The 15,387-nt window shown below is 48.8% G+C and carries 17 protein-coding genes; 9 read left to right on the forward strand and 8 right to left on the reverse strand.

The genetic code is table 11. The annotated features are described in order from the left end of the window. The coding region (locus tag COV46_03445) for a hypothetical protein (GenBank protein PIR17600.1) at positions 1-808 on the forward strand (808 nt) is incomplete at its 5' end. A gap of 447 nt (positions 809-1,255) precedes the next feature. Here COV46_03445 and COV46_03450 read toward each other — a convergent pair. The 3 genes from COV46_03450 to COV46_03460 all read right to left on the reverse strand — a co-directional run bounded on the left by COV46_03450 (position 1,256) and on the right by COV46_03460 (position 3,684). After that, positions 1,256-1,672 carry a hypothetical protein gene (locus COV46_03450; GenBank protein ID PIR17601.1) on the reverse strand — a complete coding sequence of 139 codons (417 nt, stop codon included), beginning with the start codon at positions 1,670-1,672 and terminating at the stop codon, positions 1,256-1,258. 90 nt (positions 1,673-1,762) lie between these two features. Continuing rightward, the gene (gene sbtM / locus COV46_03455; protein PIR17602.1) at positions 1,763-3,379 is read right to left on the reverse strand and encodes a selenobiotic family peptide radical SAM maturase; all 1,617 of its coding nucleotides are present in this window, start codon (positions 3,377-3,379) and stop codon (positions 1,763-1,765) included. 5 nt (positions 3,380-3,384) lie between these two features. After that, the gene (locus COV46_03460) at positions 3,385-3,684 is read right to left on the reverse strand and encodes a hypothetical protein (GenBank protein PIR17603.1); all 300 of its coding nucleotides are present in this window, start codon (positions 3,682-3,684) and stop codon (positions 3,385-3,387) included. 139 nt (positions 3,685-3,823) lie between these two features. On the opposite strand from COV46_03460, the gene COV46_03465 reads away from it, so the two are divergent. The 5 genes from COV46_03465 (at position 3,824) to COV46_03485 (ending at position 7,595) form a co-directional block, all read left to right on the forward strand. After that, positions 3,824-4,255: a DoxX family protein gene (locus COV46_03465; GenBank protein PIR17604.1), complete on the forward strand. Its 432-nt coding sequence runs from the start codon at positions 3,824-3,826 to the stop codon at positions 4,253-4,255. A gap of 199 nt (positions 4,256-4,454) precedes the next feature. Beyond that, the gene (locus COV46_03470) at positions 4,455-5,717 is read left to right on the forward strand and encodes a methionine gamma-lyase (GenBank protein PIR17605.1); all 1,263 of its coding nucleotides are present in this window, start codon (positions 4,455-4,457) and stop codon (positions 5,715-5,717) included. 3 nt (positions 5,718-5,720) lie between these two features. Beyond that, positions 5,721-6,635 (forward strand): 1,4-dihydroxy-2-naphthoate octaprenyltransferase, encoded by a 915-nt coding sequence (gene menA, locus COV46_03475; GenBank protein ID PIR17606.1) that lies wholly within the window; start codon positions 5,721-5,723, stop codon positions 6,633-6,635. Further along, positions 6,623-7,303, forward strand: a complete 681-nt coding sequence (locus COV46_03480) for a CPBP family intramembrane metalloprotease (GenBank protein PIR17607.1) — start codon at positions 6,623-6,625, stop codon at positions 7,301-7,303. The genes menA and COV46_03480 overlap by 13 nt, the downstream gene beginning before the upstream one ends. A 25-nt stretch (positions 7,304-7,328) precedes the next feature. After that, the gene (locus tag COV46_03485; GenBank protein PIR17608.1) at positions 7,329-7,595 is read left to right on the forward strand and encodes a hypothetical protein; all 267 of its coding nucleotides are present in this window, start codon (positions 7,329-7,331) and stop codon (positions 7,593-7,595) included. Here COV46_03485 and COV46_03490 read toward each other — a convergent pair. The 4 genes from COV46_03490 to COV46_03505 are packed head-to-tail and all read right to left on the reverse strand — an operon-like array spanning position 7,584 to position 12,057. Next, positions 7,584-8,591, reverse strand: a complete 1,008-nt coding sequence (locus COV46_03490; GenBank protein ID PIR17609.1) for a hypothetical protein — start codon at positions 8,589-8,591, stop codon at positions 7,584-7,586. The genes COV46_03485 and COV46_03490 overlap by 12 nt on opposite strands. Positions 8,592-8,600: 9 nt before the next feature. Further along, positions 8,601-9,854, reverse strand: coding sequence for an Mn transporter (locus COV46_03495; protein ID PIR17610.1), 1,254 nt, complete (start codon positions 9,852-9,854; stop codon positions 8,601-8,603). Then, positions 9,851-11,134: a hypothetical protein gene (locus tag COV46_03500; GenBank protein ID PIR17611.1), complete on the reverse strand. Its 1,284-nt coding sequence runs from the start codon at positions 11,132-11,134 to the stop codon at positions 9,851-9,853. Before COV46_03500 ends, COV46_03495 begins: the two co-directional genes overlap by 4 nt. A gap of 5 nt (positions 11,135-11,139) precedes the next feature. Next, the gene (locus COV46_03505) at positions 11,140-12,057 is read right to left on the reverse strand and encodes a hypothetical protein (protein PIR17612.1); all 918 of its coding nucleotides are present in this window, start codon (positions 12,055-12,057) and stop codon (positions 11,140-11,142) included. Between the two features lie 66 nt (positions 12,058-12,123). Here COV46_03505 and COV46_03510 point away from each other — a divergent pair, with 66 nt between their 5' ends. The 3 genes from COV46_03510 to COV46_03520 all read left to right on the forward strand — a co-directional run bounded on the left by COV46_03510 (position 12,124) and on the right by COV46_03520 (position 14,923). Next, entirely contained in the window at positions 12,124-12,864 is a 741-nt protein-coding gene (locus COV46_03510) for a hypothetical protein (protein PIR17613.1), read from the forward strand. A 366-nt stretch (positions 12,865-13,230) separates the two neighbouring features. Beyond that, positions 13,231-14,055, forward strand: a complete 825-nt coding sequence (locus tag COV46_03515; GenBank protein ID PIR17614.1) for a hypothetical protein — start codon at positions 13,231-13,233, stop codon at positions 14,053-14,055. After that, entirely contained in the window at positions 14,036-14,923 is an 888-nt protein-coding gene (locus COV46_03520) for a hypothetical protein (protein ID PIR17615.1), read from the forward strand. The genes COV46_03515 and COV46_03520 overlap by 20 nt, the downstream gene beginning before the upstream one ends. Before the next feature lie 114 nt (positions 14,924-15,037). Here the strand turns inward: COV46_03520 and COV46_03525 are convergent, their stop codons facing one another. Next, the gene (locus tag COV46_03525; protein PIR17616.1) at positions 15,038-15,376 is read right to left on the reverse strand and encodes a hypothetical protein; all 339 of its coding nucleotides are present in this window, start codon (positions 15,374-15,376) and stop codon (positions 15,038-15,040) included. Positions 15,377-15,387 lie beyond the last annotated feature (11 nt).

Consider the following 15,387-nt stretch of genomic DNA (forward strand, 5'->3'; position numbering starts at 1 on the left):
CCGGTATCAAAAACAACTAACCAACGAACTGAAACAGAAAGGAAAAAACATGTTGATCAACCAAGAGCTTGAACGAACCCTTAGATCCCTCCGACTTTCCGGCATGATAGCCTCACTGCCCGCGCGTATTCAGCAGGCAACGGACGGAGCGCTCGCCCCGATGGAGTTCTTTCAACTCCTCCTGGACGACGAGACAACAAGAAGAAAGGATCGCCTCTTTGACCGGCGCCTCAAACTTGCACGATTAAATCCCCTGAAACGCCTCGACAACTTCGACTGGTCGTTCAATCCAAAAACACCCAAAAAGATCGTCTGCGAACTTGCCACCGCCCGATTTATCGCTGAACATGAAAATATTATCGCCATCGGACAACCGGGAACGGGCAAGTCGCACCTCATGAACGCTATCGCCCTCTGCGCTATCCACGCAGGTTATTCTTCGCTTTACTTCCAGATCCACGACCTTATTGCCGACATCATGGAGGCCACCGCAACCGGCCAGCGCAAAAGCCTCTTCGCCAGGCTCCTTAAGACCGACCTGCTTATCCTTGACGACATGGGCTTCAAACGCCTCAAATATGATGACGCGGAAGAACTCCTCGAAATTATCATGCGGCGCTATGAACACGCTTCTACTATCATGATATCCAATAGACCGATAGAAGACTGGCCCAAAACCTTAGGCGATGCCGCTACCACTTCTGCTCTCCTCGACAGGCTCATGCATCATGCCCATATGTTATCTTTTCAGGGGAAGAGCTATCGTTTGGAAGAAAATGCCCTTGCTAAAAACAAAAAGGAATCGTAAATGAACCCATCAGGTAATCGTCGCATTTGACCCGGCCACTAATTGTCGTTTTTCGGGTGGCCGGTGACAGTTTAGAGCGTTCCGTTCTTTGTTTTCGGGGATTTGCTCTGGTTCTAACCTTTTGCATTCGACCTCAAGGGCAGGATAGGCCTTCACTCTCTGACGATTTGCGGGCATACAGAATGTATCTCGTTTTTCCTGCTTCGCTCATAACTTTCCTCCAGCTTATAATCCTATCGCTTGGTAGTAAATTAAACATAAACAGGGTCAAAACAGTAAACAGTAAACAGTAAACAGGTCATAAACAGGGTCAGGCTGAACTATTTAACTTTTATCTCTCGGACCAATAGAGGTCTGTATTTACCTTTGATCTCCAGCTCGATCTTCTTCATCTGTTTCTTAAGCTCTCTGTCATCGTCTTTTTCAAATTCAATCTGCCTGATCAGCCTAGACATGATCACATCGCTCCAGCCAAAATATCTGGCTACCTCGCCGGAGCTTTTGCCGCCAAACGCTTTGCAAATATAGGCCACCATCCCCCTTTCTTTGGTGCCAAGCCTTTCGCGCGTAATGGTCTTTATCTGTCTTTCTCTTATGCCTGCGATTGAATTTCTGCGTGTAATTAAATTGTAACGCCTGCATTACCCGTGACAGGGGAATTTCGCCGGCTTCAATTAGCATATGCACGTGATTTGGCATTAACGAGTAAGCGTATAAATTGAACTGAAATTTCTCTCTGTACCGTTTTAAAAGCTTAAGGAAATCTCCGAGGTCCCCATCGTTGGCAAATATCTTCTGCCGATTATTTCCACGCGTGACGTGATAAACAGCTCCCGGAAATTCAATTCTTGATTTGCGAGCCATACGTTCAAAACCTGTCAGGCAATATCTAACATGCTGTCAATAGTTAAATAGTTCAGCCTGACCCCGTTTGTGACCCCGTTTGCTTCACGTTTACGTCGATTTCATAAAACAGTATGGATCCTGTTGTTCGAACATATCAAGACCATGGCTACTTGCAATCGAAAGACAGCTTCCACACACGGCCTTGAGCGCGCATCCATCGCAGGCACGGCACCCGCGACGAAAGCGTTCTGCAGTCTCTGAATCATAAATTTCCGTGATGGTCTTATGGAAAACATTGCCAAGCGGCGATGGAAATTTTCTGCAAGCATGCGCCTCTCCGTCCGGCAATATCGCCAGAAAGTTGAATGCCGCGCCGCAACCAAAACCGGTGCAACCATCAAAGAGCTCTTTGCCCATTTGATGAAGAACGATATTTATAAGGTTGTCCTTGAACCCGATGATCGGATTGGCCTGCGCCGCATCTACGAAAGCGTGCAGGAATGCAATGTACCGTTCTCGTGTCGGCAGGCTTAAGTTCGCTCCTGAACCTACACATGAAAGCCTATTGAAGGTGAAGTATTCGGCGTGGCCTCGAAGCCGTTCGGCCAAAGGAAGCACTTGATCGATATTGTCCTTTGTCAGCGTGAGCATAACCGCCGACGAAACGTCCATATCGCGCAACATGCCCAAAAATTCGATAACACGGAGATAGAATCCCCTGCCGCGAATATCGTCGTTATGGCTTGGCTCCCCTTCCAGGCTCACCTGAAAATAGCCGGGTCGCTGGATCGCAACCAATCTTTCGATCTTGCTTCTTGGTACGGGATTACCGAGAATGGCCGTCGAAAAACCCATTGCAGACGTAGCTTCATAGAGTGAGAAAAACTCCGGGTAAAGAAATGGGTTCCCTCCGGTAAAACAAACGTTCCCCCTAACGTGCCGCTCCCGACAGAATTCGCGGAAATCGCGAAGAACGCGCTTTCCCTGTTCCAATGTTAATGGCGAACGCTTTGTTCGGTCATAGCAATGTTTGCAGGAAAGGTCACAAACATTGGTGATATGCCACTGAAGCGTAAATGTCTTTGCCGTGATAAAACATTCCGGAGTACCTGCAGGAAGGAACATCTCATTTCTTCTGATGCGCGAGCGGGGAGCAAGCACCAACCCGTTTTCGACGGCGGCCAAGATCGCGCGGTCAATTGCGCCCACAGGAATTTCGCCGGCGTCTGCCGCATCTTCCGGCGTCATATCTTCGGCCAATACCTTGATCGCAAGCAACTCCTCATTGGAAGCCGGTTCAACCAGCACTTTTCTGTCTTTTGGATTTTGCCAGATTATTGCCCATTCCTTTTCTGGTGACGGTTGAACGCACGTAATATCCTCGATCCCATTTAAAAAAGGCGTTAGCTTCCAGGAAAGATCCAACACTTCAAGCGTCGGATTCAACTTGAACTGCGTCGCTTCTTTAGGGATCTCAATAGTTGAACGCTCTACGACATGTTTTGTCCATTCGAGCTTTGCGAGTTGGGATAAAAATGGCGGCAACCCTAAATTCTCCACCTGCGAGGAGAACATATCCACGAAAGATTCGGCTGTCGTAGAATTGCCGGACATGGCGAGCAAGGTTTTCCACCTCTCGCCACCGACGAGAGAGCGGCAGAGGGGAAAAATCGCACAGGCCTCGTCTTTTGATGATGTGCTCACAATCTTCCTGTCCAAAAACAAATGTCTTACTTGCTACAAGACGACTTGGCTTCTTTTTTGTTCTTTTTCTTTTTTGCTTTGGTTTCTTTTTTTGCCGGAGCTGTCATCTCTTCTTTCTTTGTCTCGCTTTTTTTCATGCCGGCACCGCAAGACGTCTTCCCTGCATCTTCCGCCTTCTCCGATGCTTCAACTTTCTTCGATCCGCATGAGCCCTTGCCGCAACTATTGCCTGCGTTGACAACAGCGCTGGTGAATATGCCGACTGTTGTGGCAAGACCGGCCACTCCTACCTTAGACAGCACCTTCCTGATCTTCTCTTTATTCATCGTCTCCCCCTTTTTTATTGACGACTTACCGAAATGTCATCGCGGTTTTTATATTGAAATAAGCTCAAAATATCAAGAATATTTTCAATTCGAAAATGGCCTTGATTAATGGAGAATATGGGAATATATTCGAGGCATATTGAAACTTATTTATAAAATAATTTTCACACAAACAGGTTTCGGTGTCAGCCTGATGAGAATCGTTGTCGGAGGGATCTTTTTTAAGGCGGGCGCCGGTAAACTTTTTGGTTGGTTCGGTGGATACGGCCTTGACGCGGTATTTACTTATTTCCAGAATTTGGGCATACCATTTCCGGTCTTTAACGGTTATCTAGTTGCCATCACCGAATTTGCTGGCGGACTGGCTCTCATCTTGGGTTTTGCCACAAGGCTTACCGCGTTTCCATTTTGCATCATTATGCTCATCGCAATAATCACGGCCGACAAGGACGATCCCTATTATCCGCTTGTCCTTCTAATGAGCTCTATTGCCTTGATCGATGCGGGAGGAGGTTTGTTTTCTCTGGACAAGCTTCTCTCAAGATTCAAGATTTTCAAAAAATGCCTATGAAAACAATTATGAGATCGAAGATACGTTGCCCAAAATGGAGCAGCGTGAGCTCTAGGTCTATATCCTTGGGGAGCTGGTTCATGAAGGTCCCTGCTTGGTCCGAATCTGCGACTTCTTTTTCCTTTAATATTTAATTGTTGTACCCTTCATTTACGTGTAGTAAACGGCATCCCATCATTAACAATAAGGAGGCATTTATATGGAAGATTCAAAAAGTCGGGACCTGATCAAGGAATTCTACCTTAACTGCGGCTTTGCCACCAGGGCCGTCCATGCCGGCGAGCATGTCGGGCAACCCCATTTTTCGGCTCATACCGGCGGGATCTACCAGACATCGACCTTCGTGTTCAAGACGGCTGAAGAAGGCGCCCAGATATTTGCGGGCGAAAAAGACGGATACATGTACACCCGCCTTGGAAACCCAAGCGTAAGGCTTTTGGAGGCAAAGGTGAACGCGTTGGAAGGAGCTGAAGTAAAGAAGAAGAACCCAGACCTCAGGATATCCACCTTAGCGTTCTCTTCCGGCATGTCGGCGATAGCATCGACCTTGATGGCCCTTGCAGGCAAGGGCGATACCATAATAATGGGCGACGTACTTTACGGAGCCACCGAACACCTCGCCTCCAATGTGCTAAAGCGCTTCGGTATAAATACGGTCGAGGTAAATACTGCCGACCTGGAGGCGGTAGGGATGGTCGTCAAGGCAAACCGCGACGCAAAGGCCTTCTTCTTCGAGACGCCAGCAAATCCGCTGCTCGTTGTTTCGGACATTGAGGCGATTTCAAGGATAGTAAAGTCTGTGAACCCAAATATGAAGGTGATCGTAGACAACACATTTGCAACCCCCTATCTCCAGCGGCCTATGGAGCTTGGCGCGGATATAGTCGTCCACTCCACAACAAAATATATATGCGGGCACGGAACGGTGGTTGGCGGGCTCGCAACGACATTTCACGATGACGTCAAGAGCGCTATCTACACCGTGATCAAGGATGTCGGTGGCAGCCCGAGCCCTTTTGACAGCTGGCTTGTCAATATAGGGCTAAAAACGCTCCCTGTTAGAATGGATAAACATTGTAGCAATGCAATGGCCATAGCCGAATTCTTGCAGGGCCATCCAAAGGTTGCGCACGTCCATTATCCCGGCCTCAAGAAGAACCCCTATTATGAGCTCGCGAAGAGGCAGATGAAGGATTTTGGCGGAATGATATCGTTCGATCTTAAGGGCGGACTTGAAGCGGGAAAGAAACTGATGAACAACATCGAGATATTCACACTTGCCGTATCTCTCGGGTGCGTCGACTCCCTGATCCAGCACCCTGCCTCAATGACGCACGCATGCGTCCCTAAGGAAAAACGCGAAAAGGGCGGCCTTACGGACGGACTCGTTCGTATCTCTGTTGGCATTGAAGATGTCGACGATCTTATCAAAGCCCTCAAGACCGCACTTGAAAAGGTCTAATATATGGAAAAAATAAAGATCTACTGGCGGGCGGCAAGGCCCTTTTCATTTACGGTAAGTATCGTTCCCCCCATTTTGGCGGCGGTAATAGCCATGTATGAGAACCCCTTGATGCATATAAAGTGGTTCTACCTTATTCTAACGATCCTCGGCTGCTGGCTGGCCCATGCGGGCGCAAATATCTTCTCTGACTACTTTGATTTCAAGAACAGGGTCGATCGGGAAGGGAGATACGGCTCAAGCGGCGTCCTTGTTGAAGGACTTCTTACTCCAAAAGAGAATTTTCTGGCGGCGCTCGTCTGTTTCATCGTTGCATCTGCGATAGGCCTATTTTTTATACTAACGCTTGCACATGGATCGGATCTTGTCTGGCTCATCGCGCTTGGCGCCTTCTTAGGGTTCTTCTACACAGTGAACCCTTTCATCCTTAAATATCGTGCGCTGGGAGATATTGCGGTATTCCTCGCCTTTGGGCCCGCAATGTGCCTTGGCGCATTCTTTGTTCAGGCGGGACATTTCGCCTGGGCTCCCGCTCTTTACGCCATACCGGTAGCTCTCCTTGTTGACGCCGTTCTTCACAGCAACAACCTTCGCGACATCAAGAACGACAGCGTTGTTAAGATCAGGACCGTTCCCATCATGATAGGTGAAGAGAACGCTAAGAGGATGTATTACGCGCTTCTTATCGGCGCCTACGTCATGATACCGATACTTATAATTTTTGCGAACCTTACATGGATATCTCTTTTGACGTTCGCATCGATTCCTTCGGCCGTTAAGCTCATAAAGGCGGTCAAGAATAAATCCGGCACGCCCGAGGCGGAATTTGCCGACATTGACGCCCGTACCGCGCAGTTCCATTCCGCATTCAGCATTCTTTTCATCATCTCGATATTAATCTCAATATGGTCCGGCTAATCAACAAATGTCATCCCCGTGAGAACGGGGACATGGCTTGCTCGCATGAGATCCCTGCTTTCGCAGGGATGACATGTCTCAGTATAGTTATTGCATTCGTCCTATGGTTCATCATGTTCGTCTTAAAGCCTTTCAACTTCTGGGTGATGATGAGTACATCCACATCTATGCTTATCGTTATCTCATATCTATTCGGAAGGCCTCTCTTTAAAGAAGAAGAGCTCAACCTCAAGAACATATCTCTGGGAATAGCTTCCGCCATGGCTCTCTATCTTGTATTTTGGACCGGCAAAAAGCTCCTTCCGTTCTTTGTGCCCACTCACGCGGAGAACCTTGGGGCTGTTTACGGTAATATGGGCTACGCCCCTGCTTTTGTAGTAGCGATACTTCTCTTTTTTCCGATAGGTTTTGGCGAAGAGCTCTTCTGGCGCGGCTATATCCAGAAAAAGTTCTCCGATAATTTGGGCAAATATCCGGGTCTTATCATCACCGCGGCAATATATACGGCCGTTCATATACCTACACTTAATCCTGTCCTTATCCTTGCAGCGCTCACCTGCGGCCTATTTTGGGGCTATTTATATCTATTGACAGACTCGCTCGTTGTTGTACTTATCTCACACATGATATGGGACCCGCTTGTTTTTGCGGTCTTTCCCCTAAATTAAAGCCCGCCGAGGCAAGGAGAACAAAATGTTCGACAAACTAAAACAACTAAAGCAGCTTCGCGACCTTCAGAACCAGCTTGGCAAAGAAAAGCTCGATATCGAAAAGGACGGCGTAAAGGTGACCATTAATGGCAAAATGGAAGTTGAAGAGGTTACACTCAATGCAGGGCTCGATCAAGGCCGACAGGAAAGATTGGTCAAGGACTGCATGAACAGCGCCGTCAAAAAGATGCAATTAAGAATGGCCGAAAGAATGTCCAAAATGGGCGGGCTTGGCAACTTAGGTCTGTAGCCTTTTCTCCGCTGACACGAGCGAGTCCATATTGTCCCCTTTGCGGATCATCTTTATCCTAGAAAACCCTGTGCTCGCCAGGTCCTCCCTGATCTCTTTAAATGTGTAGGTCCCGCCGCCGTCGGTCGCAACGAGCATGTTAACGGCAAATATCGCTCCAAGCGGAGGTTTGGTCCTGTCATCGCTCATCACATGATCGCGGATGATAAGGGTTCCACCATCGTCGAGCGCGCTATATATCTTTTTATAGAGTGCACGGTTCTCTTTGCGGCCGTTCTGGTGGATGATGGCGGAGAGGAGCGCCAGGTCGTGGCCCTTTGGAAGGGCGTCGCTATCAAAATCTCCTCTGCAAAAACCTATCCTTTTCGCAAATCTCGTTTTTTCTATCCTTGCCTTGGCCATCGGTATCACATCCGGCAGGTCGAATATCGTCGCCTTAAGTTTCGGATAGATGTTCAGGAACGCCACGGCATATGTGCCCGATGCCCCGCCGATATCTAAAAGTCTTTTGCGCCTCGAAGCCACCTTGCAATCTCTGGCAATATAGTGCGCAATGCCCCGGCCAACGGCTATTGCATGCATCGCCCCAATGAACGCCACCCTTTTATCCTTTGTGTCCCTATCCATCTCCTTCAGACAATCGGCGGGCTTCCCTGTTCTAACAACCTTGGTCAGACAGTGCCACTTGAACCACATGGAGGAACTGTGCCGGAGGATGGGAAGGATCGAGTCTTCCGAATCAGGTGAAAGCGCTGCATTAAGCGCCTTCGGGACCCTGTACATACCGCGGTTCTTTTCCAGGATACCGATCGCGGCCAACGCATCAAGGATATATTCCATCCCGCGAACGCTTGACCTGCAAAGCCTGGCCAGTTTTTTTGTATCCTTTGCCCCTGAACTTAAGGCCTCGAAGATCCCGAGCTCGGATGCAGAAAGGATCATCCTTGCCGTTTGAAAGGCCGATGACATTTTCCATACATCGAAAGGTGTAAGCATGAACTCTCCTTATAGAAGTGTCACAACAAGCGCTATCGTCAGAGCTATAAGCAGTAACGCGGTTGCCCAGGCAATGGTGTTGAATATGGGACCGTTCTTGAAATCCCCCATCAGCGACTTCTTGTTGATGAGGATAAGCATGAAGATAAGTATGAACGGAAGAAGTATTCCGTTCAAGACCTGCGAGAATATCATGGTGCCGAGCAGGGGAAAGTTGGGATAAAGGACAGCGGCGGCGCTTATAACTATTATAGCCGTGTAGAGCCGGTAGAAGTGCGGCGCTTCCTTGAACGTCTTGTTCACGCCGTTCTCCCATCCAAGTCCTTCGCAGACGGTAAATGCCGTTGAAAGCGGTATTATGCTCCCGGCAAAAAGAGAGGCGTTGACAAGACCGAAGGCGAAGAGCTTGAAGCAGTAGGCGCCCGCGATGGGCTTAAGCGCAAGTGCGGCGTCGGCGGCGTTCTCTATTTTTATCCCGCTCTTAAAAAGAGTGGCGCCGCAGGTAAGTATTATGAAGTAGATGACCACAATCGCAGCGACCGCCCCGACATAAACATCCCATCTTGCGTGCTGATAGCTGTCTGCCGTTATCCCCTTCTCTACCACCGCCGACTGCTGATAGAACTGCATCCATGGCGCGATCGATGTGCCCACTATACCTATTATCATATACAGGTACATGCTGTTCAACTTAATGACCGGCTTTACGGTGCTGATGAGGACCTCGTTCCAATCAGGTTTGGCGATAAATCCGGAAACCACATACGCGATATAGAAGAGGCAGGCAAAGAGGAATATCTTCTCGACCGATTTATATGTCCCCTTAACAACGAGCGCCCAGACAAGAAAAGCCCCCAAGGGGACCGACATATATTTATTTATCCCGAAAAGCTGCATTCCGGCGGCAACGCCTGCGAAATTGGACATAACGTTACCGATGTTGACCGCCAAAAGGATCATCATCAGATAGAACGTTATCTTGAGCCCGAAATGCTCTCTTATTAGGTCCGAAAGTCCCCTGCCGGAAACTGCGCCAAGTCTTGCGCTCATCTCCATTATGACGACCAGCGCAATGCACACAGGAATGGTCGTCCATAAAAGATTGTAGCCGAAATCGGCACCTGCAACGGAATAGGTCGCAATTCCGCCGGCGTCGTTGTCTACATTGGCGGTGATTATCCCTGGCCCGATAACGGCCAGGAATATCCCGATGTTCCTAAAGAAACCTTTCGGTATCGGTCTTTTTTCTTTTAGCCACCTCATAATATACCCGTCTTCTTGCCCCAGGTCTCCGCTATGACCAAGCTTAAAACGTCATCTATCGTAATGATCCCCTGTATCACCCTTTCGTGGTCGATAACGGGGATGGCCATCAGGTTATATTTATCCAGGACGTAGGCGACCTCCTTTGCGCTGTCGTCCACATGAACACACGGAGGTTTTGTCTGCATGATATCCGTTACTTTCCTGTCCAGCGGCTCCAGCAATAGACGCTTGAAGGTCACGGTTCCATGGAGCCTGTCCGCGCTATCTACCACATAGGCGTAGTAGATAGTTTCGGCCGTCGTCTCCATCTTCTTGATATGTTCTATGGAATCGCCGACGGTCATAATATCGCCGAGAGTTATGAACTCCGTGGTCATAAGGCCGCCCGCGGACCTGCTCTTGTGGGAAAGAAGGGTCGAGAGCTTCTTCGATTTCTTCGTACCTATATGTGTAAGTATCCTGTCGGCGGACCTTCTCGAAAGTTCTCCCAAAAGATCGGCCGCCTCATCGGGAGGCATGTTTTCAAAGAGCGCCGCCGAAGACTTGGCATCGAGCACGCGGACCAGCTCCTTTTGCATCTTCATCTCCATCTCGGTGATGATCTCCACCTGCGTGGTTATATCGAGGGTCTTGAAAAGGGCGGCGCGCTGGTAGGGGTCGAGCTCTTCGAGCATCTCGGAAAGGTCCGGCGGCGGGATCGATTTTATCTGAGCATGCGAAACATTGAGCTGAATGGTCCCCTTGTCCGGATGGATAGAGAGCGGCTGAACGAACTTCCACGAAAGAAAGCCCTCCATCGTAAGATAGGTGGAGTGGGGGTTGATCAGCTCAACCACCGAATCGACGAATATCTGCCAGCCCATCCGGCGCATCATGCCCCTGAAGCCTATATCGACATGGGCAATGCGAAGATCGTTGTCCACCTTCAGGAAGTGGATATCGTTAACGCGGACCACCTTTCTGTTGAAAGTATCCACGACCTGCTGGTCCAATATATTATTTCTAAGCGACGTTGCCGACTCTTCGAAATAATCGGCCTTAAACTCAAGCGCCTCGAAGGCCGCCTTTATATGGAACTGTTCGTTCGTCCTTTGAACCTGGTCCCATGGCACGACCGCATATTTTTTGTTAATGTGGCCCTTTGAAACGACTATTGCAGAAAGCCTCGGGTAGGACTCGCCCATCCTTGCCACTAAAAAATCGTGGGGGCGCCCCAGCCACCGGCCGTTCTTGTCCACGACGCCCTTCTTGACGATCTCTGTAAAGAATAGGAACATAAAAACTACCGTGGTCGCAGATCACTCAGATTGGGCAACAATATCTGCGGTTCATTGATACCCTTATACAACTTTTGTTTTACCGTGGCGAGCAAGAGTTCGACGTCCTTTGTGTGAACGGTCCTGTCTCTCAGGGCTTTTTTGATCTGACGTCTCAACCAGCCTGCGTACCCAAGTTTATATGAGCCTGTCGGATCGCTCTGAAGACAAAGAGCGCCGTCCGGATCTGAAAGCACCTCCAAGGCCGCCCCTTCTGCAAGGCGCATGTAGTGCGATATTTCTTCGGTGTCAAGCTTGAAACGGGACCTCTTGGCGTATACGGAGAACGTCCGTCTGAACTGCCTGAATCGCTGAAAGGCAAGGATACTTGAAAATATAGTTTTACTGGTCCTGAAAGAAAAGAGGACATGCCTTAGGACATCTTCCAGAAGATCGTCGAACGGGGAAAAGTTTCCCCTTATCATTCGCATCATCTTTTCCCAGACCTTTTGGCTCACATGGATATCAAAGCGCATCTCCCAGTATGTGTGTGAAAGAACCCTTGTCTTGTAGTTCTCTGCCATCTTGAACGGAATGTAGTAGTTGTGGGCTATGGTATCTGCGGCAAGGTGGGAAAGATAGCCATAGGCCGCCGCCCTTTCACGGTCGGTTCGGGCCATTTTTAGCACCTCTTTTCCTATGTGCCAGTTATGGCAATTATCATGCCCGGCGAACTTCTTCCCCACAACGATATCGGCCGCAACGTTCCCATAAACGAACCACTCTTCCCTTCCGGCAATTATGGCCCTGACGGCTGGCGCCATAAGGGCGATCTTTTCCAGCATCGAAAAGGCTATTTCAATGTGGGTTCCCGGTCCCCATGCGTGGGCAATTTCCGGGATGAGAAGAAAAACAAGTGTTGATAAAATGATATAGATAAGCATATAGGGGACATGCACTTAATTCGATCTCGGAATTAAGTGCGTGTCCTTGGATTTTAATACAATTTTATGAAAAATGGAATAAAAGAGTTGATCGAGGACATTGATACCCACTTGAAGTATCAAAAGATGATGGGAGTAGAAGAAATGCCAAAAAGCGCGTGTCATTGCGAGCCCCTGCCTGCCGGCAGGCAGGTAGCTGGGCGAAGCAATCCCCCGCAGGAGATTGCTTCGTCGCCCTTACGGACTCCTCGCAATGACAACGCTTTAGATAAAATCCGCGTCGAAATTGGCGATTGCAAAAGATGCAAGCTCTCTAAGGCTCGCAAGAACATCGTCTTTGGGGTTGGAAATCCTCACGCAGAACTTATATTCATCGGCGAAGGCCCCGGCGCCGACGAGGATGATCAGGGAGAACCGTTCGTGGGAAGGGCCGGACAGCTCCTTACAAAGATAATCGGGGCCATGGGGCTTAAAAGAAGTGATGTCTATATTGGCAATATAGTAAAATGCCGTCCTCCGAATAACCGGGCACCCGAACCTGACGAGATAGAGGCATGCACTCCATTTTTAATGAAGCAGATCGAGGCCATTAAACCTAAAGTTATAGTCTGTCTTGGCGCTACCGCGGCAAAGGACATCTTAAAGACCGAGGTTCCCATCTCAAAACTGCGCGGAAAATTCCTCGACTGGAACGGGTACAAGCTCATGCCAACGTTCCATCCGGCCTTTTTACTTAGAAACCCCAATATGAAGCGCCCCGTCTGGGAAGACATGCAGGCGGTCATGAAAGAGCTTAATTGGAGCTAACAAAAACCACAAGACGGACTCAAAAGCGACGGGAATGTTACACTTTTGAATATGCCCGTGTCGCTCATATTCAATAATTTCAATATGTTATAACGATTCATCCTAGTACACCCTAAACGAGTCCGTCTTGTGGGTTTTTTGTGGGTTTTAAAATGGCATGTTTCAGCATTTGTTGAAAGTGGCCTAAATACTGAAAACACGAGCCATTATTGGGCGTACTGGCTCACTTACTAAATAATATTGAATCTCGTTGAGTAGAGATAAAAGGTTGTAATATGCGTATGTATTGGTTTATTAAAGCTAATATATTTAGTTGCAATATACTATATTTAGAGGTATTCTCTTGTTTGGAGAGTATCGAGAAATATGATACAAAACAAAAAACGTTCGGCCGGTATGAGCAGTCAGGGGTTAAGAGCTGTTTCCTATGCCCAATTCCTGAAAAAGGAGGTTCTACTCCTTGGAGACATTGCTGCAGGTCTAGGAATTACCAAGGTTCAAGAGATGAGGCTGCTTTCAAGGCTCGAAGGCAAGGGGCAGATCGTTCGCCTCAAACGGGGAGCGTATTGTGTGCCGTCGAAGCCGTCTCCTTCAGGCCGTCTGAATGTAAGCGAATATTTTCTCCTTTCCAAGCTCATGGAGTTGGAAGGATCGACCTATCAGATCAGCGGTCCCAATGCCTTTCACCTCTACGGTTTCGACGAGCAGGTTCCAAACAGGCTCTTTGTCTATAACGATCGTTTTTCAGGAGAAAAGGAAATCGGCGGTTATGCATTTGTCTTCGTCAAGACCTCGGCTGAGCGGCTTCAAGGATGGATCAGGTCAACTGGGCCGGACGGCGCAAAGATCGTGATGGCTTCTAAGCCCAAGGCGCTGGTCGATGCTATTTATGACTGGTCGCGTTTTAATACGATACCGCGCGCATTTGAATGGATCATCGCCTCATGCCACGATGATCCTTGCTTCAAACGGGAGCTCGCGCGGATGGCCATAAAATGCGGCAACAAGGCGATCCTTCGCCGAATTGGATGTCTCTTGGAACACAACGGTGATTCAAAACGCAGTTTGCGCTTTCTCAAGAAAGCTATTGGCGATTCGAAAGCCGTCATACCTCTTGTTCCACGAAAACCAAAGCGTGGACAGGTCGATTCTTATTGGGGGGTGGTAATCAATGATCGCATTACCTACTGAATCATGTCGTTATCATGAAAAGGCCGAGCTCTTTCGTGATGCCATTACGTTCACGGCTGGCGAAACAGGATTCGGCACGAAACTCATTGAGAAGGATTATTTTTGCTCACTGGTGCTCGCCTTCTTTTACCAGAACGATAGTTCGTCGCTTGTTTTTAAAGGTGGCACAGCTCTCTCGAAGGTGCACACCGACTTCTATCGTTTGAGCGAAGATCTGGATTTTGTCATCCCTCTCCCGTCAGAGGCTACCCGCGCAGAGAGAAGCAAGGCGGCGGAACCATACAAAGATCTCATGGAGAGGCTGGCTCACGAGGTCTCAGGAATCCGATTGGAGATGGGACTTCGCGGCCACAATGCATCCAAACAATATATTGGCTACGCATCCTATGTCAGTCAGGTGACGGGAGATCCTGAGAGAATCAAGATCGAAATCGGATTGAGGGAGAATACTCTTCGTCCGATCGAGCATAAACTAGTGAAAACGCTTCTCATCGATTCCATCAAGGAATCTGAAGTCTTATCGGCATTTCCCGCGGCGGTCATGGCCTACGAGGAAGCCTATGCTGAAAAATTTAGAGCAGCGATGACGAGACGGAAGCCGGCAATTCGCGACTTCTACGATGTATTTCATGCGGTGGCCTCGATGGGTTTTGATCCGCAGAGAAAGGATTTTATCGATCTCGTTGTTGCAAAACTCGCAGTCCCTGGAAATGAAGAGGTCGATTTGTCGATCTCACGCAAAGAGGCTCTTAAGGAACAGCTTCATTCGGAACTCGGCTCTGTCCTGCGGAAGAAAGATTTCGAGCAATTCGATCTCGACAAAGCCTTCGACATCGTCTGTGCTGTAGCTGAGAGGCTGGAGAAATAGTCATGACAATAGTCGTAGCTGGAGACGTCCACGGAGCCATAGACGAATTTTACGACAAGGCGCTCGATCTCCAGCGTGAAAACCACAAGACGGACTCAAAAGCTACGGGAATCCTCAAAAAGATTCCTCAAAAAGATCCGGCCTTGAAAGTTTAAGGCTGCTAAGATGACCTTCGGCACTCGCCCTTATCTGTGCGATGGCCTCGGTGTCTGTTCGTAATTGTCTGAGGGCAGAAACAAGCTCCGGCGTTGCAAGGCGCATCCTTCTGCCGTATACAACAAAGTCGGCAACCTTCATCGTTTCTGTTGGACCTGGGCCTCCGGTCCGCATCCTCATTAAAGCGTCAACCGTCTGTTGCGCAAGGTCAGGATTTATTTTTGCCAAATCGAGAAACGTCGCCACCGCAGAATAAAAACGATCTGAATTCGTTGTTACCCCCTTCGTCGCCGCCACTAACGCATTCA

The organism is Deltaproteobacteria bacterium CG11_big_fil_rev_8_21_14_0_20_49_13 (assembly GCA_002796305.1).
Taxonomy (GTDB): Bacteria; UBA10199; UBA10199.

Excerpts from the sequence above, each read along its gene's own strand:
- COV46_03505 (PIR17612.1), bottom strand. The coding sequence starts at position 12,057 with ATGCTTATCTATATCATTTTATCAACACTTGTTTTTCTTCTCATCCCG.
- COV46_03485 (PIR17608.1), top strand. The coding sequence starts at position 7,329 with ATGTTCGACAAACTAAAACAACTAAAGCAGCTTCGCGACCTTCAGAAC.
- COV46_03520 (PIR17615.1), top strand. The coding sequence starts at position 14,036 with ATGATCGCATTACCTACTGAATCATGTCGTTATCATGAAAAGGCCGAG.
- COV46_03510 (PIR17613.1), top strand. The coding sequence starts at position 12,124 with ATGAAAAATGGAATAAAAGAGTTGATCGAGGACATTGATACCCACTTG.
- menA (PIR17606.1), top strand. The coding sequence starts at position 5,721 with ATGGAAAAAATAAAGATCTACTGGCGGGCGGCAAGGCCCTTTTCATTT.
- COV46_03495 (PIR17610.1), bottom strand. The coding sequence starts at position 9,854 with ATGAGGTGGCTAAAAGAAAAAAGACCGATACCGAAAGGTTTCTTTAGG.
- COV46_03470 (PIR17605.1), top strand. The coding sequence starts at position 4,455 with ATGGAAGATTCAAAAAGTCGGGACCTGATCAAGGAATTCTACCTTAAC.
- COV46_03500 (PIR17611.1), bottom strand. The coding sequence starts at position 11,134 with ATGTTCCTATTCTTTACAGAGATCGTCAAGAAGGGCGTCGTGGACAAG.
- COV46_03480 (PIR17607.1), top strand. The coding sequence starts at position 6,623 with ATGGTCCGGCTAATCAACAAATGTCATCCCCGTGAGAACGGGGACATG.
- COV46_03515 (PIR17614.1), top strand. The coding sequence starts at position 13,231 with ATGATACAAAACAAAAAACGTTCGGCCGGTATGAGCAGTCAGGGGTTA.
- COV46_03460 (PIR17603.1), bottom strand. The coding sequence starts at position 3,684 with ATGAATAAAGAGAAGATCAGGAAGGTGCTGTCTAAGGTAGGAGTGGCC.
- COV46_03490 (PIR17609.1), bottom strand. The coding sequence starts at position 8,591 with ATGCTTACACCTTTCGATGTATGGAAAATGTCATCGGCCTTTCAAACG.
- COV46_03450 (PIR17601.1), bottom strand. The coding sequence starts at position 1,672 with ATGGCTCGCAAATCAAGAATTGAATTTCCGGGAGCTGTTTATCACGTC.